Origin of the sequence: Gordonibacter sp. RACS_AR49 (assembly GCF_030418435.1) — a bacterium.
Lineage (GTDB): Bacteria > Actinomycetota > Coriobacteriia > Coriobacteriales > Eggerthellaceae > Gordonibacter > Gordonibacter urolithinfaciens.
Window position 1 is genome coordinate 591,258 of the sequence record NZ_JAIUDM010000001.1, and the last position, 25,075, is coordinate 616,332.

21 protein-coding genes are annotated in these 25,075 nt (G+C 67.1%); 4 read left to right on the plus strand and 17 right to left on the minus strand.

Annotation, left to right across the window (positions count from 1 at the left end):
* Positions 1-38: 38 nt before the first annotated feature.
* The 13 genes from LB310_RS02530 to LB310_RS02590 form a co-directional block, all read right to left on the minus strand.
* Positions 39-848 carry a phosphonate C-P lyase system protein PhnL gene (locus LB310_RS02530; protein ID WP_278804890.1) on the minus strand — a complete coding sequence of 270 codons (810 nt, stop codon included), beginning with the start codon at positions 846-848 and terminating at the stop codon, positions 39-41.
* Position 849: 1 nt separating this feature from the next.
* Positions 850-2,175, minus strand: a complete 1,326-nt coding sequence (locus LB310_RS02535) for an alpha-D-ribose 1-methylphosphonate 5-triphosphate diphosphatase (protein WP_278804888.1) — start codon at positions 2,173-2,175, stop codon at positions 850-852.
* A 19-nt stretch (positions 2,176-2,194) separates the two neighbouring features.
* Positions 2,195-3,055 carry an ATP-binding cassette domain-containing protein gene (locus tag LB310_RS02540; RefSeq protein WP_096227654.1) on the minus strand — a complete coding sequence of 287 codons (861 nt, stop codon included), beginning with the start codon at positions 3,053-3,055 and terminating at the stop codon, positions 2,195-2,197.
* A complete protein-coding gene (locus tag LB310_RS02545) occupies positions 3,048-3,938 on the minus strand; it encodes an alpha-D-ribose 1-methylphosphonate 5-phosphate C-P-lyase PhnJ (protein ID WP_278804886.1) in 891 nt (296 codons plus the stop codon). Before LB310_RS02545 ends, LB310_RS02540 begins: the two co-directional genes overlap by 8 nt.
* A complete protein-coding gene (locus LB310_RS02550) occupies positions 3,922-5,091 on the minus strand; it encodes a carbon-phosphorus lyase complex subunit PhnI (RefSeq protein WP_301154346.1) in 1,170 nt (389 codons plus the stop codon). Before LB310_RS02550 ends, LB310_RS02545 begins: the two co-directional genes overlap by 17 nt.
* The gene (gene phnH, locus LB310_RS02555; RefSeq protein ID WP_096227651.1) at positions 5,092-5,919 is read right to left on the minus strand and encodes a phosphonate C-P lyase system protein PhnH; all 828 of its coding nucleotides are present in this window, start codon (positions 5,917-5,919) and stop codon (positions 5,092-5,094) included. It abuts the gene before it with no gap.
* Entirely contained in the window at positions 5,916-6,365 is a 450-nt protein-coding gene (phnG, locus tag LB310_RS02560) for a phosphonate C-P lyase system protein PhnG (protein WP_227115130.1), read from the minus strand. Before phnG ends, phnH begins: the two co-directional genes overlap by 4 nt.
* A gap of 294 nt (positions 6,366-6,659) precedes the next feature.
* A complete protein-coding gene (locus LB310_RS02565) occupies positions 6,660-7,625 on the minus strand; it encodes an ABC transporter permease (RefSeq protein ID WP_096227649.1) in 966 nt (321 codons plus the stop codon).
* The gene (locus LB310_RS02570) at positions 7,622-8,482 is read right to left on the minus strand and encodes a phosphate/phosphonate ABC transporter permease (protein ID WP_096227648.1); all 861 of its coding nucleotides are present in this window, start codon (positions 8,480-8,482) and stop codon (positions 7,622-7,624) included. The genes LB310_RS02565 and LB310_RS02570 overlap by 4 nt, the downstream gene beginning before the upstream one ends.
* Positions 8,479-9,354, minus strand: coding sequence for a phosphonate ABC transporter ATP-binding protein (gene phnC, locus LB310_RS02575; protein WP_227115131.1), 876 nt, complete (start codon positions 9,352-9,354; stop codon positions 8,479-8,481). Before phnC ends, LB310_RS02570 begins: the two co-directional genes overlap by 4 nt.
* Complete coding sequence (locus LB310_RS02580; RefSeq protein WP_278804881.1) at positions 9,354-10,457, minus strand: phosphate/phosphite/phosphonate ABC transporter substrate-binding protein; 1,104 nt, start codon at positions 10,455-10,457, stop codon at positions 9,354-9,356. The genes phnC and LB310_RS02580 overlap by 1 nt, the downstream gene beginning before the upstream one ends.
* Positions 10,458-11,153: 696 nt before the next feature.
* A complete protein-coding gene (locus tag LB310_RS02585) occupies positions 11,154-12,275 on the minus strand; it encodes an aldo/keto reductase (RefSeq protein ID WP_278804880.1) in 1,122 nt (373 codons plus the stop codon).
* Between the two features lie 92 nt (positions 12,276-12,367).
* The gene (locus LB310_RS02590) at positions 12,368-13,255 is read right to left on the minus strand and encodes a LysR family transcriptional regulator (protein ID WP_015540056.1); all 888 of its coding nucleotides are present in this window, start codon (positions 13,253-13,255) and stop codon (positions 12,368-12,370) included.
* A 220-nt stretch (positions 13,256-13,475) separates the two neighbouring features.
* Here LB310_RS02590 and LB310_RS02595 point away from each other — a divergent pair, with 220 nt between their 5' ends.
* On the plus strand, positions 13,476-14,465 hold the full coding sequence (locus LB310_RS02595; protein WP_041239582.1) for a TDT family transporter: 990 nt from the start codon (positions 13,476-13,478) through the stop codon (positions 14,463-14,465).
* A gap of 147 nt (positions 14,466-14,612) precedes the next feature.
* Here the strand turns inward: LB310_RS02595 and LB310_RS02600 are convergent, their stop codons facing one another.
* Complete coding sequence (locus LB310_RS02600; protein WP_041239583.1) at positions 14,613-15,356, minus strand: GTP pyrophosphokinase family protein; 744 nt, start codon at positions 15,354-15,356, stop codon at positions 14,613-14,615.
* 178 nt (positions 15,357-15,534) lie between these two features.
* Here LB310_RS02600 and LB310_RS02605 point away from each other — a divergent pair, with 178 nt between their 5' ends.
* Positions 15,535-16,332 (plus strand): MerR family transcriptional regulator, encoded by a 798-nt coding sequence (locus LB310_RS02605; protein WP_278804877.1) that lies wholly within the window; start codon positions 15,535-15,537, stop codon positions 16,330-16,332.
* Positions 16,333-16,438: 106 nt separating this feature from the next.
* Here LB310_RS02605 and LB310_RS02610 read toward each other — a convergent pair whose 3' ends face one another.
* The 3 genes from LB310_RS02610 to mazG form a co-directional block, all read right to left on the minus strand.
* Positions 16,439-18,196, minus strand: coding sequence for an FAD-binding protein (locus LB310_RS02610; protein ID WP_278804876.1), 1,758 nt, complete (start codon positions 18,194-18,196; stop codon positions 16,439-16,441).
* A gap of 226 nt (positions 18,197-18,422) precedes the next feature.
* Positions 18,423-22,091 (minus strand): EAL domain-containing protein, encoded by a 3,669-nt coding sequence (locus LB310_RS02615; RefSeq protein WP_301154353.1) that lies wholly within the window; start codon positions 22,089-22,091, stop codon positions 18,423-18,425.
* A gap of 305 nt (positions 22,092-22,396) precedes the next feature.
* On the minus strand, positions 22,397-23,440 hold the full coding sequence (gene mazG, locus LB310_RS02620; protein WP_278804872.1) for a nucleoside triphosphate pyrophosphohydrolase: 1,044 nt from the start codon (positions 23,438-23,440) through the stop codon (positions 22,397-22,399).
* Positions 23,441-23,625: 185 nt separating this feature from the next.
* Between mazG and LB310_RS02625 the strand changes: the two genes are divergently transcribed.
* Together LB310_RS02625 and LB310_RS02630 are read left to right on the plus strand one after the other, a co-directional pair.
* A complete protein-coding gene (locus LB310_RS02625) occupies positions 23,626-24,072 on the plus strand; it encodes a hypothetical protein (protein ID WP_278804870.1) in 447 nt (148 codons plus the stop codon).
* A gap of 84 nt (positions 24,073-24,156) precedes the next feature.
* Positions 24,157-25,059, plus strand: a complete 903-nt coding sequence (locus LB310_RS02630; RefSeq protein ID WP_278804869.1) for a VIT1/CCC1 transporter family protein — start codon at positions 24,157-24,159, stop codon at positions 25,057-25,059.
* The last annotated feature ends 16 nt before the right edge of the window (positions 25,060-25,075 follow it).

Genomic DNA, 25,075 nt, shown 5'->3' on the forward strand with positions numbered 1-25,075 from the left:
GGCCGCCGTCGCGATTCTTCCTTGCTTCCGCCCGTTCCTCACGCCATCATCCCTTCCTGCATGTTGAACTCATGATCGCACAAGCCGTCCATGAATTCGAGGTCGTGGAAGATGCCGAGCATGGTGGTGCCCTCGGCTTTCAGCTGTTCGATGAGGGTGCGCACCTTGAGCTTCGACGCGTTGTCGAGCGAGGCGGTGGGCTCGTCCAGGAGCAGCAGGCGCGGGCGCTTGATCATGGCGGCGGCGATGTTGAGGCGCAGCTTCTCGCCGCCGGAGAAGGTGCGCGGGTAGAGCTCCCACAGGCTCTCGTCCAGGTCGAAGTGGCGCAGCATGCGCTCGGTCTCGGCCTGGGCGCGGGCGCGCTCGTCGGCGCCGTAGGCTTCGAGCGCGCTCTTCAGCACGATGTCGCGGGCCGTTTGGCGCGGCAGCGCGTTCAGGAACTGGGAGACATAGCCCAGCTCGAAGGCGCGCAGGTAGAGCATCTGGCGCTGGGTGGCCTGCGCGAGGTCGACGAGGCCGAAGCGGGCGGAATCGTACAGGATGCGCCCCTGCTCAGGCAGGTTCGTGCGCCAGATGCAGCGCAGGATGGTGGACTTGCCGCTGCCGCTGCGCCCGGTGATGCCCACGAACTGCCCCGGCGATAGGGCGAAGCTCACGTGCTGGCACCCTTTGATGCGCCGGTCCACGCGATGCAGCAGGAAGGACTTGGAGAGATCGTCGATACGCAGGAGGGGCACGTTGGGCTGACGCCGCAGGGGCTCCTTCGACTCCACGGCTTCGCCCTCCCGTTCGGGATGATGAGAAGGGGCGGCTTCGGCGGTTTGGACCGAGTGGCAGAGAGCGCTCATGCTACACCGCCTCGGAGGCGAGGGCGCGGGCAGCCTCGACGCACCCGACCTGCACGTGCTCGCCCAGGTCGCGGGCGTAGCCGAGGGGCTGGTCGGGGTAATGCGAGCGGAACACGGAGCGGCCTCCCACGAACGCGCGCGTGACCACGGGCATCGTGCGCGTGCCGGCCTCGCCGCAGGCGATCTCGCGCACGAGCAGCACGTCGGCGCGCTTGCCCACCGCGAGCGATCCCACCTCGTCGGCGATGCCGGCGGCCTTCGCCGGGTTCGCGGACACGAGCGCGAAGGCCCGCGCGATGTCGAGCCCGCACTCGTCGCGCAGCGCGAACACGGCGTCGAGCAGCGCCGCCGGGTAGTAGTCGCTGCACAGCACGTCGATGGCGCCGGCCGCAACAGCCTCGCGGGCGCTCAGGTTGCCGGAATGACTGCGGCCCAGCATCACGTTCGGCGCGCCAGCCACCGTGTGCAGGCCGCGGGCGCGCGCCTCGCGGGCCACGTCGAGCGAGATGGGGAACTCGGAGATGGAGGCCTCCAGGCCGTCCATGAACGCGAGCTTCTCCGCGCTGTCGTCGTCGTGCGACGCGATGGAGATGCCGCGCTCGCACGCGATGGACGCCAGGGCCGCGATCTGCGCGTACGTCATCTTGCTGCTCTCCTGCTGCTGGCGGATGATGTCGCGCACCTCGTCGTCGGTGACGTCGCGGTAGCCCTTGAGCGTGTCGCCGAACAGCAGGAGGTCGCGGTACTGGCCCTGGCCGGGGGTGTGGTCCATGAACGACACGAGGTCCACCTTGCCGGAGCGCAGGAACTCTTCGATGTCGTCGTAGAGGTCCACCGAGTCCAGCTCCACGCGCATGTGCAGGCGGTGGCGGATGAGGTGGTCGCGCTCCTCGCCTGCGCGCAGGCCGGCCACGCGGTCGATGAGCGCACTCACGTTGCCGAAGTCGCGGATGGGCTTGTGGTCGAAGATGTGCGCGCCGTACACCGACAGGGAGTGGAAGATGGTGGTGATGCCGTGCGACACGAGCTCGCGGTCGGCCTTGTACAGCGACGTGTTCAGGTCCATGACCACGCTCGGGCGCGGTGAGGCCACGTTCTCCACGTAGTCCGAGTGGATGTCGATGAGGCCGGGGGCCACGAACGCGCCGCGCGCGTCCACGATGGGCAGCACACCCACAGTGGCGTCGGGCTGCGCGTCGAAGTCGGACGCGCCGGCCGGCTCGATGGCCGCGATGTGCCCGTCGATGACCACGACGTCGTGGTCGGGAAGCACCCGGTCGGCGCACACCACCGTGCCGCCGCGGATGATGCAGGAGTTGTCGTTCATGGGATGAGTCCTTTCGGGGCTACAGAAGCGAATAGACGAGCTGCTGGGTGTAGGCGTGCTGCGGGTCTTCCAAGATCTGGTCGGTCAGGCCGCTTTCGATGACGCGCCCGTCCAGCATGACGAGCGTGCGGTCGGCCAGCATGCGGATGACGCCCAAATCGTGGCTAACCACGAGCATGCTGACGTTGAAGTCGCGACGGATCTGCTGGATGAGGTCGAGCACGGCGGCCTGCACGGACAGGTCGAGCCCCGTGGTCACCTCGTCGAGCAGGAGGATGGGCGGGTTGTTCGACAGCGCCTTGGCGATCTGCACGCGCTGCTGCATGCCGCCGGAGAAGTTGCGCGGCGGCTCGGCGGCGCGCGAGAGCGGGATGTTCACGCGCTCGAGCAGCTCCTTGCCGCGATCGCGCATGGCGCCCACGTGGCGGTTGCCGGCGGCGATCATCTGCTCCGCGATGTTCGACAGGCTGGAGAAATCCATGCGCAGCCCCAGGTAGGGGTTCTGGTACACCATGCCGAACACCGTGTTTCGGATGGCGCGCTGATGCTGGGACGACCGTTCCAGCAGGTTCGCCGCGCCGCCGTCGAACGGGCGGGCGCGCACGTCTCCTTCCGTGGCCTCCTCGTCGAAGAACAGGCACTTCATGAGCGACGACTTCCCGCTGCCCGACTCGCCGACGATGCCGACGATCTCGCCCGGGAACACGTCGAGGCTCACATCGCGCACGGCGTGCACCGTGCCGCACCGCGGGCACACGTTGCGCTCGAGCTGCGCGACCGCGCCGAGGCAGTGCGGGCATCCCACCCCGAAGCGCTTCGACAGGTGCCGCACCGACAGGCACGGCTCCTCGTCGACGCCGAATCGTTGCGCATCAAGCATGGGGAGCTCCTTCCTCGCGTCGCTGCGCGCGATGTCCCACATGGGGACTGTCCCCATGTGGGACACGCGCGCACCATGAGGTGTCGTTGCATTGGTAGTACGTTTCGCCGGTGGCTTCGTCGACGAGCTCGTCGAGGTAGACGCCCGTCGCGCCGCAACGGCGGCAGCGCTTCCCGTCGAAGCGCTCCACCGCGAAGGGGTAGTCCTCGAAGTCGAGGGGGACGACGTCGGTGAAGGGCGGCACGGCGTAGATCTTCTTCTCGCGGCCGGCTCCTAACAGCGTGAGGTGCCGCGCCTGGTTAAGCTTCAGGTTATCGAAGCGCGGGATGGGCGACGGGGCCATCACGTAGCGGCCGAACACCTGCACGGGATGGTCGGCGCCGGTCGTGGTAGCGTCGTACCGCACGATCTGGTCGAACAGCTCGAGCCATGCGCCGGTGTAGTCGGCTTCGGCATGGAGGCGCTTGGTGGCGGCCTCGCTGGGCTCGAAGCTGCGCAGCGGCTCGGGCGTGGGCACTTGCAGCACGAGGATCTGGCCCTCGTCGAGCGGATGCTCGGGAATACGGTGGCGCGACTGGATGAGCGTGGCCGATTCCGTGTCGTCAGTCACCTCCACGTCGGTGGTGTCAACGACGAGCTTCTTGATGTTAACGGCGTTCACGCTGTCGTCGGAGCCTTGGTCGATCACCTTGAGCGTGTCATCGGGACCGATGATGGCCAGCGTGATCTGCAGGCCGCCCGTGCCCCAGCCGCGGCCGATGGGCATCTCGCGCGAGGCGAAGGGCACCTGATAGCCGGGGATGGACACGCCCTTGATGAGAGCGCGGCGGATCTCGCGCTTCGACGCCTCGTCGAAGAACGCGTAGTTATAGCGCTGCTGCATCGGTCGCCTCCTTCGCTTCCAGTGCCGCGATGGCGGCCTGGTCGGCGGCTTGGTCGTCGTCGGGAGCCGCGTCGCCGCGCGTGCCGCGCACGCTGGACAGCTTCGACTGGAACGTCACGTAGTGCGGCAGCTTGAGGTGCGAGATGAAGCCCGTGGCCTCCACGCCGTCCACGTGGTAGAGCACGAACTCCTCGTCTTCCGTTGGGTAGCGCGCGTCGCCATGCTCGAGGCAGTGGTCGAGCACGCTCATGGCAATGGCCTTCGTCTCGGCGCGGCCGATCACGCACCCGTAGCCGATGTCGAGCGCGAGGCCGTCCTCGCCTTCGCCCTCGAACACGCTCTCCACCTCGGTCACGGGGAGCGAGCCCAGGTAGTAGGCGTCGTCCGGCCCGCCCGCCTCGAGCGGATCGTCCACGGCCACCGCCACGTGGCCCTGCCGCAGCTCGCCCACCGTGGGATGCGCCGGGCCGAACCCGCGAATGGCGGCATAGCCCAGCGCCTCCACCGCTTGCGTCATGCCGCGCGCGAGCGTCTGCAAGCGCACGGAGCGCGGCGCGGGAAAAGCGAGCGGCACCATGGTGGCATCCACGGGCGGGGCCTCGTCGGCAGGCACGCGCGCAACGAGCCCCTCGGTGCGCAGGTAGTCGAGCACGCGAGGAAGGGTTGCGGGGGACTCGGGGGCGTCGCCGACGGCTTCCTCGAAGTGGCGGGCCAGCGCGGCGCGCTTCCCGGCCAGCTCCTCGGCACCTTCCGTTTCCAGATCGAACGCGAGCAAACGGTGGCTGTAGTCGCGCGTGGCGCCGAGCACCTGGCCGCCGGGCACGTCCTTGAAGGCGGCCGACACGCGGCGAGCGACGCGCATGGCTCCGGTGTCCACCGGACGCGAGACATAGGGGCGCTCCAGCGTGGAGCGGAACGCGCGCAGCAGGAACACGGCCTCGTCGGGCGAGCCCTGCGCCTGCTTGAGCGCGAGCGCCGCCAGGCGCGGGGCGTACAGCGATGCCTCGCCCATCACCTGGTCCACCAGCTCGGGGAACGTGCCCTCGATCTCGTCGGTTCCCCAGGCGGACGACGCGCTCACGCGCTCGTACTCCAGCAGCTTGAGGCTCTCCTCGATGGCCTTCCCGCCACCGCGGACGGCTACGTAGCCCATCTAGCGCACCTCCTTCGCGGCGGACGCGCAGCCCACGGCAGACGCGGCGGATACGGAGAAAGCGCGGTCCTCGGCGGAAGCGGAGGACGCGCCGCCTGCGACCGAAGCGCCGGTCTCCACGGCCTCGCCGGGCGCAGCCTCGGAATGTTTCACGTGAAACATTTGTTCCCTTGTCGCACCACCTTGTGCCGATTGTTTCACGTCAAGCAACGTCGCGCGGGAGCTGCGCGGCACGGCGACCACGCGGCCGTCCGGATCCACCAGCACGATCTCGATGCCGCAGGGGAACTCGTCGCCCCGCGCGTCGCGGGCACGCAGCCAGTCGGCGCGGTCGACGGCGAAGCGGTTCTCGCGCTCCACGCCCGGGCCGCGCAGCGCCACCACATGGACGGCCGGCTCGGCCACCTGGCCGTCCTCGGGCACCTCGGCCAGACGGGCGCAGCCCATGAGCACGGTCGCGCCCTTCTCGGGCGAGGTCAGCGTGCCGCGGCACGCTTCGGCCACCGCCTCGCGTGCCGTCTGCGCGTCGGCACGGGCGGGAACCACCACGAAGTCGGCATCGCGCAGGGGCGCGCGGCGCGCATGCGTCTCGCTCGTCAGGTAGGCGGTCGTCGCGTCCGTCTCGGAATCGGCAACGCAGAACGTCACCGCCTGATCCACGAACAGCCGCGTGGCCGCCTCGAGCGCGGCGTCGAGCGCGGCCGGACGCGCCGGGTTGCCGGGCGCCAGCTCGATGCTCTGCACGGTGCCGGGCCGTGCGAACGCGTCGAGCACGCTTCGGAACGCCCGCTGCGCCCGGTGCAGCTCGGCATCTTCCCTTATCATCATGCTTCCACCTTCATAGTCGAAAAGTCCACCTTCGTCGTGGCGACGCGGCGCGCCTCGGCCGCCTCGCGGGCCTCGATGCGCGCGAGCTCCTGCCGCAGCCGCCCGTCCCAGCGCTCCGCGCGCGGCGCACCTGCCTCGCCCGCGAACGCCGCGTCCACCACGGCCAGCTCGTAGGCGCGGCAGCGATCGCTGCCCAGCACGAGCCCCAGTCCCACGGACGGGCCCACGCGCACCCGGCACGACGTCATGAGCGCCTCGCCCAGGTAGAACAGGCCGCCCTGCGCCGTCTCGCGCACCTGCACCATCACCAGCTCCTCGCGCGGCGCATCGAGCTCCTCGAGCGCCTCCGCGCCCAGCTCGCCTTCCACCTCCCGCACAATCTCCCGCGCCAGCGACGGATCCCCGTCCACCAACGCCCGCGTTCTCTCGTATCGCTTCAAACTCACAACAATCCTTTCCGTCCGTCTCAAAACCGACTTCTCTTTCCCCAACGACAAGAGAACCGTCCCCCTGTCACGGTCTCCCCCTGTCACGTCCCCCTGTCATCCACAGTCCCCTCATAACGTGCAGCCGCTAATCTGCGGAAACGCCCGCGTGAGCAGTAGGCCATCGACTCGAAGGGCCTCGGGCAGCGCCCACCAAGCGAGTTCCGCACGAGCCGAAACGTCCAGTGGACGTTTCGTGCGAGCCAGGACTGCCGAGCGACTGGGCGCTGCCCGAGGCCCCGCTGCAGGTGGAACCTACCGCTGCACCAAGTACCGTTTCCGCAGCTTCGTCGCCGCCACTTCCAGCACCACGGCCACCGCAAGGCACAAGTACACGATCAGCCCCACCTCGTGGATGTTGTAGTAGAAGCTCCCCGCCAGGAACAGCTGGTAGCCGATGCCGCCCGCGCCCGCCACGGCGCCCACGGCCACGGCGTTCACGAAGTTGATCTCGAAGCGGATGAACGTCCACGACAGCATCTCGTTCACCTTCTCGGGCACCACGCCCTGGAACACCACCTGCCACCACGACGCGCCGCTGGCGCGCAGTGCCTCGATCACGCCGGCGTCGACTTCCTCGAAGCTCTCCGAGTACGCCTTCACCAGGTACGCCACGCTGTGGAACAGCAGGCCGATGACGGCCGCCTCCGGCCCCAGCCCGATGGCCACGCTGAACACGAGCACCCACAGGATGGTGGGCACGGCGCGCGCCACGCTCATGAGCACCTTGATGGCGTTGCTCGCGGCGCGGTTCGACAGGTTGGACGCGGCCAGAAGCCCCAGCACGAAGGCGATCGCCGCCCCGATGAACGTGGTGAGCAGCGCCAGCGCCAGCGAGACGAACAGGCCCTCCACCACGTCGGGCAGCGTGAAGTGCCCGCCGAGGCCCGGCTGCAGCATCATGGTGAGGAAATCGTCCACCGCGGCCGCCATCGCCGCGGGGAACGCCACCTTCCCGTAGTCCATCGTGGCCAGCGCGAACGCCGTCACCAGCGCCAAAGCGGCCAGCACGGCGAACAGCGCCACGTTCGACGGGTTGGGCACCCGCACCTTGATCTTGCCCGACCGGGTCAGACGCGCACCGTTCGCCCGCATCGGCGCGACACCCGCGCCAGCGCCGACGCCGCGCTCGTCGGCCGGCATACTGCGCGTCGCGCCCACCTCCTCCGCCAGGGAGGCCGCGGCGGCTTCGGCCGCGATCTTGTCTGCACAGCCCGTCACAGGATCTTCCTCCTCACGAAGTTCGAGGCGAGCTCGCACGCCACCACGGCCAGGATGATGACGAGTATCACCAAGCCGGCCACGTCGTGGCGGAAGCTCTTGTAGTACACGTCGAACACGAAACCGATACCCGTGCCGGTGAGCAGGCCGATGAGGGTGGCGTCGCGGATGTTCGTCTCAATCATGTAGAGCACCCAGCTGACCACCGACGTGATGCTCATCGGAATGACGGCCTGCACCACGATCTGGCCGTACGTGGCGCCCGCCGCCCGCAGCGCCTCCACCGGCCCGGAGCCCATCTCGTCGATGCTTTCCAGGAAGCAGCGCGTCAGGTAGCCGAAGCTGGTGAGGAACAGGGCGAAGAACCCGGTGAACTCGCTCTGCTTGAACGAGAACAGCAAAATGAAAGCCCAGGCCACCACCGGGATATTGCGGAAGAGCGACGCGATGCCGCGCACGATGAGGGGAACGGGTCCCCCCACCCCCACCGTACGCGAACCGAGCACTGCGACTATATAGGCCAACACCGCCGCCGTGCAGCTGGAAGCGATGGAGGCGAGGATCGTCGAACCCAAGGCGGGAAGGATGGTGCCCAATTTGCCAAGGGAAGGGAGGGAGGGGGCGAATTGGGCGGCCATCCACGCGAACCCGCCCGGGACGTCGAGGATTGCCTGCACGAAATCGAATCCGACGTACGTGCCCGACAGCGCGCCGAGCGCCACGAACACGAGCGCCGCAACTACGAGGGACGCGGTGCGGCGGACGAAGAAGGACGCGTCGTATTGGCCGCGCCGCTGAGCCTTTCCACCGCGCAAGCCAGCGATCAGGCCCGACGGCCGCAATGTGCGCTCCATCATGCGGCCTCTCCCGCCACGGGCGCGGCGCCAGTGATATCGCCGGGACCGCCCGATGCCGGTGCGCCCGCAGCCCCCGCACCACCTGCACCGCCCGCGTCGCCGCCAACCCCTTCGCCATCGCCCTCATCCGTCTCGTAGATAGCGGCGATGGCGGCCTCGTCGAGCTGGGACGGCGATCCGTCGAACACGAGCCGGCCCCTCTTGAGCGCCACGATGCGATCGGAGAACTCCAACGCGAAATCCACCTGGTGCAGGTTCACGAGGCACGCGATGCCCAGCTCGTCGGCCGCCCAGCGCAGGTGCTCCATGACCGTGCGCGACGACTTCGGGTCGAGGCTGGCGATGGGCTCGTCGGCCAGCATGAGCAACGGGTCCTGCACGAGCGCCCGGGCGATGCCCACGCGCTGCTTCTGCCCGCCGGACAGCTGGTCGGTGCGCGTGTAGGCGAAGTCGGCCAGGCCCACCTGGTCGAGCGCCTCGAACGCACGGCGCTTCTCGTCCTCCGAGAACAGCCCGAGCGCGCCGGCCGCCGTGGACTTGTAGCCCAGGCGGCCCTGCAGCACGTTCTCGATGGACGTGGCGCGGTACACCAGGTTGTAGTGCTGGAAGATCATGCTGATGCGGCGGCGCACCTGGCGCAGCTCGCGGCCCTTCACGCGCGTGACGTCGCAGCCGTCGAACGCCACCGTACCCTGGGTGGGATCGACGAGGCGGTTCGCACAGCGCAGCAGCGTGGACTTGCCCGCGCCCGACGAGCCGATGATGGACACGAACTCGCCGCGCGCCACCTCCATCGACACGCCGTCAAGCGCCTTCGACCAGCCGTCGTAGCTCTTCGTCAGGCCCCGCACCGCCAGCAGAGGCTCGGCCATCACGCGGCCCCGCCCAGCTTGCGGATGGGCTCGTACCACGCGTCGTCGGTCTTCACGAAGCACGTCTTGTCGGAATCCTTTTCGAACAGGCCCTTCGCGTTCTCATCCTCGGGATCGACGAAGATGGCCGGGTCGTTGGCCACCGCGTCCGAGCAGAAGTGGTCGACGATCTTCGTGCGGTCCTCCTCGGAAATGGCGTCCTCGTTGAAGCAGAAAGGCGAGTTCAGCACCGGCGTGACGGCGATGATGGTGAACTGCTTGCCGCGCACGGTGTCCATGGGCGCCTCGGCGTCGGCCTTGGCCTGGTACACCGCGCCCACGCTGTTGGGCTCGCCGGACACGAGGTCCAGGTACATGTCCACGTCGACGTCGTCGAACGCGGCAGCGTCGGCGTCGCCCGAGAGCAGGTTCACCACCGAGCCCACGTGCGAGTTGCCGAACAACACCTCGCTGAAGAAGCCGCCCGCCTCCAAGAGCACGTCGGAACTGTCCAGGTCGAACTCCTCCACGATGCCGCTCGAAGGCACCTTGAAACCCGACGCGGAGGTGGCGGACACGAACGAGAACGACCCGCCCTTGATGCCCTCGATGGAGTAGCCGCTGCCGCTCTTGTACGCGTCGGCGTCCTCGGTGCGCACGCAGATGCGGCTGTAGTAGCACGCCCCGTCCAGGCCGCCGTCCTCGTCGCTGTTCGTGAACGCCGCCTGCACGGCGGAGTTCTTCTTGTTGGCCTGCACGTAGCCCTCGGGGCCGAGGAGCGCCATCTGCGCCTTGCCCGAGGCGATGGCCTCGATGGCCACGTTGTAGTCGGTGGTGGTCAGAAGCTCGGCCTTGCGCCCGCAGGCCGCCAGGATGGCTGCGCCGATGGCCTCGCGCGACGACGTCATGTCCGACGAGGAGTTGTCCGGCAGCCACACGAACGTGATCGGCTCGGACGAGCCGTCGCCCGCGCCGCCGCCGTTGCCGGACTGCGGGTCGGCCGCGCCCGCCGCCGCGCCCGACCCCCCGGCCGTGCAGCCCGTCATCACGCCGAACATGCCCGCCAATGCCACAGCCGCTCCGCCGGCCACGAACTGCCGCCTGCTCAGGTACCCGTCTGCCATTCGACCCATCCTTTCGCATTCCCGGCCTTAGCGCCGGAGTGTTGTCTCGTTGCCGCGCCGCCGATTGCTCGGCGCGTTGCAGACCATGCTACGAAAGGCAGGTAAAAGCGGGTTCAGGCGCACGTAAAGATGCTCCCAAGATCAGGCAAAGACGGGATCAAGGACAGGCAAAGGGATCATAAAGCGCTCCTCCCGCCGCCGCCTCGCCATTTGCTGCTGCCGCGGGTCATAGGGTAGCCGTGCGCGAAGAACTCCACGAGGGGGGCGACTTCGCGCGGAACAGCGCAGCGTTCCACGCGCCCAATCCGGCCGATGGGGGGGCGCTCCACGGGGGGATGACACTTTTTCGGCCGCCTATGCCAAATAACGACCGGTTTGGCAATCCTGATATCAGATGCCCTTCGCCGTGCACTCACGCGACCAGGGAAAATGCGCGCACGCCTTCGCACAGCACCCTTTTCATGGCGATGATGATTGCCAAACCAGACCGTTTTTGACAGCTAGGGGTGTTTCGAGCGTCAACGGAAAGACCGAAGCGGCGCAAACAGGCTTGGGACGAGCGGGAGGGCGCAGGCGAGCCCCGGCCTCCGAGACCGGGGCGGCGCAGGCAGGTTTCAAAGCGGGAAGAAAATGCAGGCGCGCCCCTCCCCGACCAGGCAAGGGCTCTCGGTCGGTCAAGCCCCTGGATCGCCGGCCCTACTCGAAGTGCTCGGCTGCCGTTTCCAGCTGACGGACGATGTCGATGCTCTGGGGGCACATGGACTCGCAGGCACCGCAGGCGATGCACTCCGAGGCCGGCTTCACGGCCTGCCACGAGTAGAGGCCCTTCGCGAAGGCGCGGTTGCCGGTCATGAGCTCGAGGTTCAGCAGGCTCATGATCTCGGGGATGGCCACGCCCTGCGGGCAGTCCTTCACACAGTAGCGGCAGTTCGTGCAGGGCACGGCGGCCAGCTTCTCAAGCATCTCGCGCGCTTCGGCCAGCGCGCGCTCCTCCTCGGGCGAGAACGGCGCGCTCGCCCGGAACTCGGCCACGTTCTGGCGCGTTTGCTCGATCGTGGACATGCCCGAGAGCACCGTGAGCACGTTCGGCAGGTTGTAGCAGAAGCGGTACGCCCATGAAGCCATGCTCAGGTCGGGACGGCACGCCAAAAGCGGCGCGGCCACCTGCTCGGGCAGCTCGGCCAGCCGCCCGCCGCGCGCGGGCTCCATGACCACCACGGGCACGCCGTGCTTGGCGGCCACCTCCATGCAGGCGCGCGACCGCGTGACCGGGTTCTCCCAATCCAGATAGTTCACCTGCAGCTGCACGAAGTCGGCGTCGGGGTGCGCCTCGAGCAGCGCGTCGAGCGCCTCGGGGCCGTCGTGCATGGAGAAGCCCCAGTTGCGGATGCGGCCGGCCGCCTTCTGCTCGCGCACGAAGTCCCACATGCCGTACTCGTCGAACTTGGCCGTGCGCGGGCCGCCCACGTTGTGCAGCAGGTAGAAGTCGATGTAGTCGGTGCCCAGGCGCTCAAGCGACGTGCCCAGGTTGGACTTCGCCTCCTCGGCGCTGCCGATGGCCCACGCCAGGCACTTCGTCGCGATGGTGAACGACTCGCGCGGATGCCGCGCCACGAGCGCTTGGCCAAGCGCCTTCTCCGAGGCGCCCTCGTGGTAGACGAACGCCGTGTCGAAGTACGTGCCGCCGCCTTCCAGGAACGCATCCACCATCTGCTCGAGCTGCGCAAGGTCGATGCTCTGCTGGTCGGCGGGATCGAGCAGCGGCAAGCGCATGCAGCCGAAGCCGAGCTTCGGCGTGGATTCCAAATCGGGCCTCATGGGGGTCTCCTCTCGTCAGGATTGCCCGACCATCATAGAACTTGGAGCGCACTCGAAGTCAAGCGGAAATTTCGCACAGGATGCTCGCGGCCTCACACCGAGCGCAGGTCGTCGAACAGGCGGGCGTACTCGTCTCCGAACACGCTGCCCTTGGGGCGGATGAACGTGATGTCGTGCTCGATGAGGTGGCCTGCCAACGGGATGCGCGCGAGCGTGCCAGCTTCGAGCTCGCAGACCACGGCGGCGCCGTAGAGGAAGGCGATGCCGTAGCCGCTGGCAGCGAACTGCTTTATGATGTTGACGCTCTCCACTTCCGTCGCCCGCGCGAAGCTGTCCACCGAAAGGTTCCGGGCGGCCAGGGCGTGCTCGAGCACGGCGCGCGTGCCGGAGCCGCGCTCCCGCACCAGGATGTGCTGGTCGAGCAGGTCCTCGAAGCGCTGGGGCTCCTTCACGCCGGCAAGCGGCGCGTCGGGAGCGCAGACCGCCATGAGGTGCTCGGTGGCGAACACGCGCCAGTCGTAGGCGCTCTTGTCGAAGAACCCCTCTACGAGCGCGCAGTCGATCTCGCCGGCATGCAGCTGCGCCAGCAAGCGCTCGGTGTCGGACGAGGCGATGCGCACCTGCACCTCGGGATGATCCACCAGGTAGTGCGCCAGCGGCTCCGCCAGCACGTACTCGCCGGCGGTGAGCGTCATGCCCAGCCGCAGGCGGCGGCGCGGCCCAGCCAACGCGGCGATGGCGTCGCGCAGCGTGGCCTCGTCGTGCGCCATGGTGGCCGCGGCGTCGCGCAGCAGCTCGCCCGCCGGCGTGAGCGCGAGCTTCTTGCCGCGGTAGGAGAGCAGCTTCGCGCCGTACGCCTTCTCCAGATAAGCGATGTGCTGCGACACGGCGGGTTGCGTGATATTGAGCTCCGCCGCCGACCGGGTGTAGTTCAACGTTCGGCACACGCTCAAGAACGTGCTCATGCGGAAATCTTGCATGGTAATCCTTTCGTTGCTTGTGCTCGCACGACGGGCGCGGTATCGTCGGCGTCATAACGGCGCACATCACCTGCCCTTTTACTGCGCAGAAGTGCCAAGCGATCGACAATCTATTATATATAGTTATCAACGCATAACGATATATAATTTTTCTTTTTGATAGGAGCATGCCAGAATGCGTCTAAGCAAATCTAAGGACGGCATTGAAAGGCACGTGACCATGCGCGACATCATAGAGAAAGTACCCATTCCCACGGCGGGCGTCGCCCTTGCCCTCACGGCGCTGGGCAACCTGCTGCAGCCGGCCTACGAGGGCATCCATATCCTCTGCGGCGCCGTCGCGCTGTTCCTCATCGTGCTGTTGGCGGCGAAGGCGGTCATGTTTCCCCAGCTTATCCGCGACGATCTGCATAACTCCATCATGGCCAGCGTCAGCGGCACCGTGTTCATGACGCTTATGCAGTTCTCCAACTACCTGGCGCCGCTGGCCTTCGGCCCCGCGTTCGCGCTCTGGGTGGCGGCCACGATGGCGCACCTGGCTCTCATCGTGTGGTTCACGGTGCGCTTCTTCCGCCCGTTCAAGCTGCACGAGGTGTTCCCCACCTACTTCATCTGCTATGTGGGCATCGTGGTGGCCTCGGTCACGTCGCCCGTGTTCGGGATGCAGGCCTTGGGCCAGGCTATCTTCTGGTTCGGCTTCGCGTGCTACGCGGCGCTGCTGGTGCTGGTGACGTACCGCTACGCCAAGCACGAGGTGCCCGAGGGCGCGCGCCCGCTGTTCTGCATCTACACCGCCCCCATGAGCCTGTCCATCGTAGGCTACCTGGCCGTGACGGACGCGCCGAACGCCCTGCTCGTGAGCGTGATGATGGTGCTGGCCCAGGTGCTGTTCCTGGTGGTGCTCTCCCGCCTGCCGCACCTGTTGCGCCTGAAGTTCTACCCCAGCTACGCGGCCATGACGTTCCCCTTCGTCATAACGGCCACGGCGCTCGGCCAGGGCACGGCATTTTTCCGAGCGAACGGCGTAGCGCTTCCCTTCGCCTTCGACGTGGTGTTCTACGTGGAGGTTGCGCTGGCCACGATCATGGTGGCCTACGTGCTGGCGCACTACCTGCGCTTCTTCTTCCGCCGCATCGAGCAGCCGCAGAGCGTGGCCGTGCTCAAGGAGAACGCCCAGATCGCGCGCTTCTCGGAGAACTTCGACAACTAGCCTCCCCTTTTCTTTCGCGAACAGGCCCTGCGATGCGGGGTCTGTTCGCGTTATGGGGGGGCGCGCGAAAGCGTTCTGGGGGAAAGCGAGCGCGCACGTTCGGAAGGGTGCGCTCGAACGTGCGAGCGCGGGCGGCTGCGGCGCCTGCTAGTCGTCCACCTCGAGGGCGCCGGCGAGAATCTGCATGCGGGCCTCCACGTCCTCGATGATGCGGCTGCAGTCCTTCAGCTCGTCGTAGGAGTCGATGCCCTCCACCTCGCTCACGGCCTTGTACTTCAGGTCGTGCTCGAGGCTGGCCCAGAAGTCCATGGCAATGGTGCGCAGCTGCACCTCCACGGGGATGAGCTCCTTGTTGTCCAGGAAGTACACGGGGATGCGCACGATGACGTGCAGGCTGCGGTAGCCGTTGGGCTTGGGGTCGGCGATGTAGTCTTTCACGGTGACGATGGTGAGGTCGTCCTGCTTGCGCAAAAGCTCCAGCAGGTTGTACACGTCGTGGATGTACGAGCAGATCACGCGCACGCCCGCGATGTCCATGATGTAGCGCTCCATGTTCTCGAGCGTGGGCTCCTTGCCGTAGCGGCCCAGCTTCTCGAAGATGCTCGCCGGCTTCTTGATGCGCGATTCCACGTGGTGGATGGGGTTGCGGTGCTTCTTGAGGTTGAGGTCCTGGTCGAGGATCTCGAAGCGCACCTCCATCTCGCGCATGGCGGCCTGGTACTTCTGGATGATCTCGCGCGTCTTCGCCTCCATGTCCTTGAGGCGGGTCAGCTCGTCGATGGGCTCGCGCAGGTCGTCGGTCACGCTGAACGGGGGGCGCTCCTGCGGCTGTTCCTTCTTCTCCCCCACGGCGAGCCGCTGGTCCGACCGCTGCTGCGATGCGTCTGGCATGTTGTTGCTCCTTGGCGAAAGGTTGCTCTCCTCGGCGCCCATGATAGCGCGAAGGGTTCGCGCGGCGGCGTTTGCGCGCGCAATCTCGCGCAAATCACCAGATGCCTGAAGGAGGGGCGGATGGTATGCTGCACGCAGGGAACGACCGCCGGCACGCTGGCGCGAGGGAGGGGTTCGCATGTACCGCATCAAGGAGTTTGCGGCAATGACGGGTCTGCCGCCGTCGAAGATCAGGTTCTACGAGAAGCACGGCCTGCTGGCCACGCGCCGCGAGGAGAACGGCTACCGGGTGTTCTCGCCCGAGGACGCCTTCCGCGCAAACGCGTTCCGCGTGCTGCTGCAGTACGGGTTCACCGTGGAGCAGGCCGTGGCCATGCTGGATGCCGAGCAGGGCACCGAGGAGTTCAAGCGCTCTCTGGAGGACCAGCAGGCGAAGCTGCGCCGCGAGGCCGACCTGCTGCGCTACCGGCTGGCGAAGATCGAAAGCGCGCTCGCGCTGGTCGACGGGGGCGGCCGGGCGGCCTTCACGCTCGTGGACGCGCCCGACCAGCTGTACGTGAGCGCGTCGGTGGGACGCGACTTCGGCGTTTCGGTTGAAAACGAGCGGGAGATCGCGCTGTTCTACAACCTGCTCAGCATCACCAGCTGCGCGCGCATCATCGCCAAGCGCGACTTCGACGCGCCGGGCGACGCAGTGGACCCCAACTACGTCATCGCCATGCCCGAGAGCGAAGAGCACCGGCTGGAGGGGGTCGACCGCACGCACGTGAACCGCCTGTGCCTGGGGAAATGCGTGCGGTTCCGGCGCCGCGTGACACGGGCGGAGAGCGTGCGCAAGGAGACGTTCGAAGATCTGTTCGTCTACCTGGACGACCACGGCTACGAGCTGCGGGGTGACGTTATCCTGTTCCCGTCGTTTCTGAACCTTGACGGGAACGGCAGCGACATCGAGACCCTGTTCGCCCCGGTGAAATAAGATTGCCCCGCCGTTGGAGGGAGGAAAAGCGGCGGGGCGGTCGGAGAGGTTCCCGGCGGCTCAGGGGGGGGGTGCGCCGCCGGGGCCGTTCGGAGTTGGTGAAACCCTACGCCTTGAGCGCGGCCACGGCTTCCTCGGCGGCGATGTAGCCGGAGTCGATGCACAGGCCGTAGCAGTAGCCGGGGATGTCGTAGTAGGGCGAGTAGTACAGACTGCCCGCGTCGGTGCCGGCGGCGAAGAGCCCGGGGATGGGGTCGTTCGTCTCGGCGGACAGCACGCGGCAGCAGTCGTCGATGCGCACGCCGCCGAACGTGCTCCAGGCGCTCGGCTCGTTCTCGGTCACGTAGAACGGCGGCGTGGCCACCTTCGAGAGGTACCACGGGTTCGCGCCGAACTCGGCGTCGGCGCCGGCATCGCAGAACTCGTTGTACCGCGCCACCGTCTGGGGCAGCTCGTCAAGCCCGAAGTGCTCGGCAAGCTCCTCCAGCGAGTCGGCCTTGAAGCACCAGCCTTCCTTGATGCCCTCCTCGATGTCGGCGGGCAGGTTCTCGAGGATGCGGTCCTTGAAGTAGTTGCCGATGAACCACGTGTCCTCGGTAGCGCCCTTCGCCGTGGTGTAGTTGTAGAGGCCCTGCGTGCTCATGGCGTCCACGTAGGCCTGGTCGACCACGGCGTACCACGGCGAGTTCTTGAGGATCTGTTCGGAGCCGTAGCTCATGGGATAGTCGCACAGCAGGCCCTCGTTGATGAAGCGCTTGCCCTCGGCGTCCACCAAGAGGCAGCCGTACAGGCCGAACTTGAACGCGGTATTCTGGTCGAACTTGTCCTGCTTGGCCGGGCGCGACGCGTCAGCGTGCGTGCCGCCGTACTCGCAGGGGCAGTAGCCGTACGTCTTCTCCAGCGCGGCGCCGGCCTTCTCGGCCGCGAGGATGGTGTCGCCCGTGCAGATGGAGTCGCCGCCGCGCGCCACGTTGAGCTTGCGCGTGTGCAGGAAGCGCTCCTGCAAATCGCGGTTGCCCAGGTAGCCGCCCGCCGCCAAGATGGTCGCCTTGGCGTTGAACGTGATGTTCTTCTTGTCCTTCTCGACGGCGTTCACCCCGGTCACGGAGCCGTCGTCGGCGGTGGCCAGCGACACGAGGGCCGTGGAGAACCGCACGTCCACGTTGTGGTCGGCCAGCGCCTGCTCCCACAGCTTCGCGCGCTCGTCGGAGGCGTTCGTGATGGCGTGGAATCCGCCCTTCTCGCCCATGAACGGCGTCTCGAAGCGGAAGTTCTTCTCCTCGAACGTGTAGCCGATCTCCTCGAGCTGGGCCACGGCGCTGGCCGACGTCTCCAGGCAGCGGCGCATGAGCGCGGGGTTCGGCGTCCAGTGCGAGTACTCCATGACATGGTAGAACGCGTCGTCCACGGTGAGCGTGGTGCCGCCGGGCTTGTTCTGCAGCACGTCGGTGCCCACGGCGAACGGGCCGGACACGTAGATGCCGTTCGGGGCCGCCATGCTGTCGCCCTTCTCCAGCACCACCACGTGCGCGCCGCCCTTCGACGCGCGCAGCGCCGCCATGAAGCCGGCTGCGCCGCAGCCGACCACCACCACGTCGGCGTCCACCGTCTCCTCGGCCTTGAACGGCTCGTCCTCGCCGGCCTTCGCGCCGTCGGACGCATCCGCCGCCTTGCCGCCGTTCTGCTGCGGCGCGCAGGCCGCCAGCGCGCCCGCCGACGCCACGCCCAGGGCGGACAGCGCCGCACCCTTCAGGAAGTTGCGGCGGTCCATGCCGCGCCTCGGCGCGCCGGCGGCGCGCACGGCCTCGTCGGCCTCCTGCCCGGCCTCGTTCGCCCGGATCTCCCCGTTGTCCTGCTTCTCCATGATGAGCCTCCCTTTCCCCTTGCAGTTTGAAAAGCTGACCTCACCTTACGGCCTGAACCAAGTCGAAGGTCAAGGGGTTTCGGCGGAAAAACGAGCGGGGACGGGAGGGCCGGCACGGGCACGACCGCCGCGAATGCGCAGGATGGCAGGGTCAGACCGGCATGCTGCCGGGAGGGTGCGGACGCGAGGGCCGACGGGCGCACTGCCGGCAGGGAGCAGATGGACGCTAAGAGCCGTAGACTTGGATCTGGTTCTTTCCAGCACGTTTCGCCTGGTAGAGGGCTTCATCGGCACGGGTGAACACGTCGCGGTACGTGAGGTCGTCGGAACAGGTAGCATACACGCCCACGCTTAGGGTGGGGGCGTGGCCCAGTCCGGGCACCGTCGTGGCAGATATCCGAGCCCGCACCTGGTTCAGCTTGCGCAGCACCACATCCATGTCCACCTCTTTCAGCAGCAGCACGAACTCGTCGCCGCCTACGCGGCCGATGACGTCGCTCTCGCGGAAGCTCGAGCGCAGCACCAGGCCCACTTTGCGCAGCAGCGCATCGCCTTCCATGTGGCCGGAGTTGTCGTTTACCGCCTTGAAGTCATCGATGTCCAGCACCACGCACACGCTGTGCTCGCGGACGGCGAGGTTCGCGAGCGCCGCCGCTACCAGGTCTTGCGTGGCCGCATGGTTGCTCAGACCCGTTGTGGCATCGTTCTCGGCACGGTAGCGCAGGTCGCGCTCGTCCTCGATGTTCTCGATGAGCCCCACGAGGTGCCAAGCGCCCGCGTTGTCGTGCGCGACGAACAGGTTCGCGCGATACCACGCGTAGCCGTGACCGTAATAGTTTGCCCGATATTCCGTGCTTACCTCGGCAGCACCGGCCCGGGCATCTTCGAACATCCTGCGCACGTCGTCCATATCGTCGGGATGCACCACGCCGCTGCGCGTGCTGGCGAGCTTTTCCAAGTAATGCGGTATGACCTGCGCTTCGACGCCGTCGCCCGTACGATCGATATACAGCAGGACCGTGTCGGTGTCGGAATCGTAGTCGAAGCTCATCTTGTTCGTCATCTCGGTGAGCAGCCGGTAACGCTCGTCTTGCCACGCCCGCCTGCGATCCTCGGCGGCCAGGCCCTCCGTGACATCTTTGTTGCAACACAGCATGCTGGAGTCGGACACGCGAATGAACGTACTCTGGCACCAGACGGCGTTGTCGCCTTTCGAGATCTTGTACGTGCAAGCAGTCGGCTCGCCGCTGGCGCTGGCACGGCATTCTTCAAAGGTTTTGCGCAGGCCGGCGCGCTCCACGCCATCGGGAATGCGCGCCATCCACCGCTCAAGCGCCTCGTCAAGCGGGAGCACGATGCCGATCGATTCGGGGTTCATCGCGGAATACAGCACGCGGAACCGGCCGTCCAGACTTTCGAACTCGAATATCTCGTCGTATACCGAGCACAGCACCTTCGTGAAACGCTGCAGATCGAGCTCGTAGCTTTTCTGGCGTCGACCGGACACGTCGAGGAAGGCGCTCTGGATCATCGGTTCGCCCTCCGGACCCAGCTCGTACGCCGACGTCCCCTCTAGCCAGCCAACGGTACCGTCGCTGCGATAGTAGCGGTACGCGAAGTCGAGGGGCTTCGAGCCGTTCCTCAGGCGCTCGATGGCAGCGCAATGACGCGGCACGTCGTCCGCATGGATGGGCATGAGCGCGTTGTCGCCCGAAGAGGCGATAAACTCTCCCATGTTGCGGTAGCCCAGCAGCTCGCAGCCCTTCTTGTTTATCGAGACGATATGCTGGCCGTCGTCCACGGTATAGCGCACAATTCCGCAGGGTATGGCGTCGTACAGCTGCTGCTGGGCCTCGTTTTGGCGGCGTAACCGCTGCTCGTTCTCCCGCTCTTTCGTCACATCGATAACCACCGCCACCACATACAGGCAGTCATCGGCGCGATAAGCCGTCGACATGGACACGTGCGCCCAGAAAAAGCCGCCGTCACCCTTGTTCACCCGCATCGTACACGACGCAAGCCGCGACCCCGACTGCAGTTTCCGAAAGGCTTCTTCAACGATCCATCGATCGTCGTCGCACACCACGGCGATCGCGTCGTCCCGCACCCGGCGGAGACACTCGTCACGCTCGCACCCGCACAACTCGGCCCACGCATCGCTGAAATCGATCAGGCGGGCGCCGTCGTCGGTGACCTCGTACAACAGCAGGCCACCGGGAATGGAATCGCGCGTGGCCGCCATGCGGTCACGCAGAGCCTGCTCCTCGGTCGTTTCCTCGGCCAGCACGTACAGGCTGATCACGCTGCCCGTGCGCGAGAGCGGGCGCAAGTGAAGCCGAAGCCAGCGGCCCTTGCCGGCAGCGCTGCGGTAACGCAGCTCGCACACCGCGTCGCCCTCGCCCGCCGCCTGCAGGGCCTCTTCCAGCGAAGCGCGGTCCTCCTGCTGCAGCACGCCCAGGAAGTTCTTGCGCACAAGCTCCGCCGACACCTCGTCATCGACGATGTCGAGCATGCAGGCAAACTCACCGTTGATGCGGATGAGCTCGCACACCTCCCCATCGTACTCGGCAATGGCCGCCGGCCCGGTATAGCCGTTGAAGATGAGGGTTAGCCGAGAGTCCGCATCCCAGAACTCCGCGGCCCCGTCCTGCAGGCTTTCCGCAAACGGGTGTGCAAGGCCCTCGACAGCCGTGCCCTCGAGCAGCTTCTCGAACGTATCCCGGTCGACCGGTTTCGAGAACAGGTAGCCTTGCATGTAGTCGCAGCCGACGCTGGCCAGGTAGGCAGCCTGTTGCTTCGTTTCCACACCCTCGGCGATGATGGGCAGGTCGAGCCAGCGTGCCATACGCACGACCGACGCGAGAATGATTCCGCCCCGCGAGCTGGCGCTCGCGCCGAGAAAGCCCATATCCAGCTTCAACACGTCCACCGGCACGTCTTTCAGCGTGTTGAGCGACGAGTATCCGCTGCCGAAGTCGTCCATCTCCACGATGAAGCCGGCGTCGCGCAGCCTCATGACGACGCCTATGAGCTGCTCGGGCGCCTCCATGTACGCGCTCTCCGTGATCTCCAGGTGCAGCAGGTCCGCGGGAACGGCGTAGCGCTCGACGAGACCCTCCAGGTACGTGCATAGGTCGGACCGGTAGATGTCGGCGCGCGACAGGTTTACCGACAAGCGGGGCGCGCTCTGGATGCCGCGCTCGTCGATCCACGCGCGCAGGCTGCGGCACGCCTGATCCCAAATATAGTAATCGAACGTGGCTATGAGGCCGTTGCGCTCGAACACGGGGATGAACTCCAACGGGCCCAGCAGCCCTTTGGTCGGATGGTTCCAGCGCGCCAGCACCTCGGCGCCTATCATGCGCCCCGTGGCGTAGCGGTACTGCGGTTGGAAATACGGCACGAACTGGCCGCCCTCGAGCGCCGCGATCATCTCGCCGGCAAGCTCCTGCTCCTTGAGCACCGATGAGCGCAGCTTCTCGTCGTAAAACACGTACTTGCTTCCCGCGTAGCCGCTCTTCGCGGAGCGCAGCGCCAGCAGCGCGCGGTCGCACATGAGGCTGACGTCGAGGGAGGGATCGTCGATAGGGAAGATGCCCAGGCGCACGAAGAACGTGAAGTCCTCGCGGTAGGAGGAGAACCACGAGTCGAGGCCGGCGAGCATGCGGTCGGGATCGAACGAGGAACGTGGGCAGCAGCACACGAAATGGTCGGCGCGCAGACGAGCGGCCACCGCGCCCGCAGGCATGAGGTCGCGGATCATAGCGCCGATGTCCGCAAGAAGGCGGTCGCCTGCAGGCGTCCCGAACAGGTCGTTATAGACCTTGAAGCGGTCGATGTCGCCGTACACGAGCAGGTACGACTCGTTGGGGTGGCCGTCCACGAGCGTTCGCACGCACTCGTTGAACCCGCTCCTGCTCAGCAGCCCCGAAAGTGCGTCGTGGTCAGAAACCGGGGATGAGCCCCCCCCCCCGCGTCTTCTTCTTGCGCCGACGAGCCTTTTGCGATTCCAAGTTCCCATGCAGGTCGCATCGCCCTCCTCGCCTTCTCAAGCGAAATATGATGTCGGACGTATAGTTTAGCGCTTGCGGGAGCCGGACGCCATCGCACGACCTGCAAAGATTCGTTTAGGCGGTCGGGTGGGCGCGCAGAGAGATGGCGCGTGGTGGATGCAGCTGGGGCTCACCGCGCAAAGCGAGGCTATGCGCGCTCGCGGGCCTTGGCCTGCTGCCACAGGGCCTCGCGCTCGTCGGGCGCGAGCGCGTCGACCGTCGTGCCCCGAGCCCAAGCCGCACCCTCCATGAACGACCAGCGGCGTCGAAACTTGCCGCACGAGGCGCGCAGCGCGTTCTCCGCATCCACGCCCATATGGCGGCCCACCTGCACCAGCGAGAACAGCACGTCGCCGAACTCGTCCTCCACGCTGGCCGCCGCCTGCTCGGCCGCAGCCGCGTCTCCTTCGGCCACACCGGCATCGACCTTGCCGTTCGCGGCCTTCGGTGCGACAGCGTAGGCGGCGCGCAGCTCGTCGACCTCCTCGCGTACCTTCTCCCACACGTCGTCGAGCGTGTCCCACTCGAAGCCGGCGGACGCGGCCTTGCGCGACACCTTCTGCGCCTGCATGAGCGCGGGGAAGCTCGTGGGCACGCCGTCGAGCAGGCCCTCGCGTCGCGCGGCCTGGTCGGCTGCGCCGGCGACTGAAGCTGCGGCACCCGCCGTCGCACCGGAGCCCGAGGCCCCGGTGCCCGTCGCAGCAGCCGGCGCCGAAGCGTTTCCGGTCTCGGTGCGGGGAGCCGTAGCGCCCGGTACGGTGGGATCCGCCGCACTCTGGGAGGAGCGCTCGGCCAGCTTCACCTGGTCCCACAGGTCCAGAACCTCTGAGGCGTTGTCGGCGCGCGCCTCTCCGAACACGTGCGGGTGGCGGCGAATCATCTTCGCGTTCACGTCCGCGCACACATCGTCGATATCGAACGCGCCCGCATCGGCCGCTATCTGGCTTTGCAGCACCACCTGCAGCAGCACGTCGCCCAGCTCCTCGCGCAGGTGCGCCGTGTCGCCGGACTCGATGGCATCCACGGCCTCGTAGGCCTCCTCTATCATGTTGTGCGCGATGCTCTGGTGGGTTTGCGCGCGATCCCACGGGCACCCGTCCGGAGCGCGCAGCGCGGCGATGGTGGCCACGAAGTCGTCGAAGCACGGATGGTCGGTGGGCACGATGCGCGCATGCGCAGGTTCGGTGGTCATGGGCGCTTCCTTTCAGCCGATGGTCTGCAAGCAGTATACCGCTCGTTAGCGCACGCGGCGACGAATGCGCTACACTCCACGGTGCGGGCACCCCAGCGCCGCACGGCGGCGGGGTGCGGCGCTGGCGGAGAGCGCGGTCGCGAGCAGGCCGTCGCACGGCGGGCAAGAGCGGAAGAGGTCAGGGCATGGGCAACCAGGAACCGACGAGCGCACGGAGGGCCGCGGGCCTTGCAGCGCGCGTTGCCGTAGCACTCGTGTTCGCGCTGAACGTGCAGTGCGCCGTGTCGTTCGTGCTGTGGCCTGGGGCGCACGCGGGCGGCTTCGAGCTGGAGGGCGTGCCGGGTGCCGCCGCGGTGCGCGGACTGGGCGTGGCCTTCCTCATGTGGAACGCCACCTATCCCGCCGTCATCGCGAACCCGCGACGCTTCCGAGCGCTTTATGCGGTCGTGCTCGCACAGCAGGCCGTGGGTCTTGCCGGCGAATCGTGGATTCTCCTGTCGCTGCCCGCCGGCCACGCGGCGCTCGCGGCCTCCATCGTCCGATTCATCGCCTTCGATGCTGCCGGCCTCGTGCTCATGGCCGCGGCGTTCGCCTGGCTGGCGCTGGCCGACCGGCACGCAAGGCTGCGGTAATCGCAAATCGCCTCGTCCGGCGCTCAAGATCGGCGCTATACTATGGTGCTTGTCACACCCGAGCGTTTTTCGACAAGGAGCATCATGACCGACAACGACCAGCCCCAGGGAGCCCGCCTTTCCCCGGCGGCGCTCGCGCAGATCCGCGCGTTCCAGCAGAACGAGGCCACGGAGGCCGAGGTGTACCGCCGCATCGCCCAGCGAACGAAGGACGCAGGCAACCGCGACACCCTTCTGCGCATCGCCGACGAGGAGGCCAAGCACGCGACCATCTGGCAGCGCTACACCGGCGAGGAGATGCGCCCGCAGGCCGGCAAGGTGCACCGCTACGCGCTGATCGCGCTCGTGTTCGGCTTCACGTTCGCCGTCAAGCTCATGGAGAAGGGCGAGGCCAAGGCGCAGATCTCCTACGAGGAGCTGGCGCGCGAGGCCCCCGAGGCGCTGGACATCCGCGCCGACGAGGAGGCGCACGAGGCAGCGCTCTTGGACATGCTGGACGAGGAGCGCCTGTCGTACGTGGGCAGCATGGTGCTGGGCATGAACGACGCCATGGTGGAGATGACGGGCACGCTGGCGGGCCTGACGCTGGCCATGCAGAACACGCGCCTCATCGCACTTTCGGGCCTGATCACCGGCATAGCGGCAACGCTTTCCATGGCGTCGAGCGAGTACCTTTCGTCCAAAAGCGAGGGCCGGCCGGACGCGTTCAAGTCGGCCACGTACACGGGCATCGCCTACCTGGTGACGGTGGCGCTGCTCATCCTGCCGTACCTGCTGTTCGACGAGGCGCACTACCTGTGGGCCATGGGCACCATGATCGTGATCGTGCTGCTGATCCTGGTGGTGTTCAACTACTACATCTCCGTGGCGCAGGACCTGCCGTTCAAGAAGCGCTTCGGCCAGATGGCCGGCATCAGCCTGGGCGTGGCCGCGCTGTCGTTCGTCATCGGCATCCTGGTGAAGCAGTTCCTGGGCGTGGACATCTAGGGAACGGAAGGGGGCA